Here is a 357-nt window from a genome sequence, read left to right on the forward strand (position 1 = left end):
CGGTTCTGGTTCAGGTTGCGGTTCAGCGCTGGTATCAACAACCAGAGAGGTGTCGCTGCTGGTCTGCGAACCGTCCGGACGGGTGATTTCGGTGGTGATGGTGTGCCCGCCGTCGGCCAGCGGCTGCTCCGGGGTGACGGACCAGTTGCCCTGGTCATCGACGACGGCTTCGCCGATGACGGTGTCGCCGTCCCGGATAACCACCTGCGCACCCGGCTGCTCGCCGCTGCCGCCGAAGGTCGGGGTGTTGTCACTGGTGGTGGCGCCGTCGGCGATGGGGTTGCCCTCATCGTCGGTCATAAATGGCGGGGTGCCCGGCTGCGGTTCGGGTTCTGGCTGTGGCTCCGGTTCCGGTTA

The 357-nt window shown here is 66.7% G+C and carries 1 protein-coding gene; it reads right to left on the reverse strand.

What is annotated here, in order from left to right; translation table 11 throughout:
- Positions 1 to 300, reverse strand: a 300-nt coding sequence (locus tag APU02_RS05770; protein WP_239692851.1) for an Ig-like domain-containing protein, incomplete at its 3' end; no start/stop codon positions are given.
- Positions 301 to 357 lie beyond the last annotated feature (57 nt).

Origin of the sequence: Citrobacter sp. 50677481 (genome assembly GCF_001463265.1) — a bacterium.
Taxonomy (GTDB): Bacteria; Pseudomonadota; Gammaproteobacteria; order Enterobacterales; family Enterobacteriaceae; genus Citrobacter_A; species Citrobacter_A sedlakii.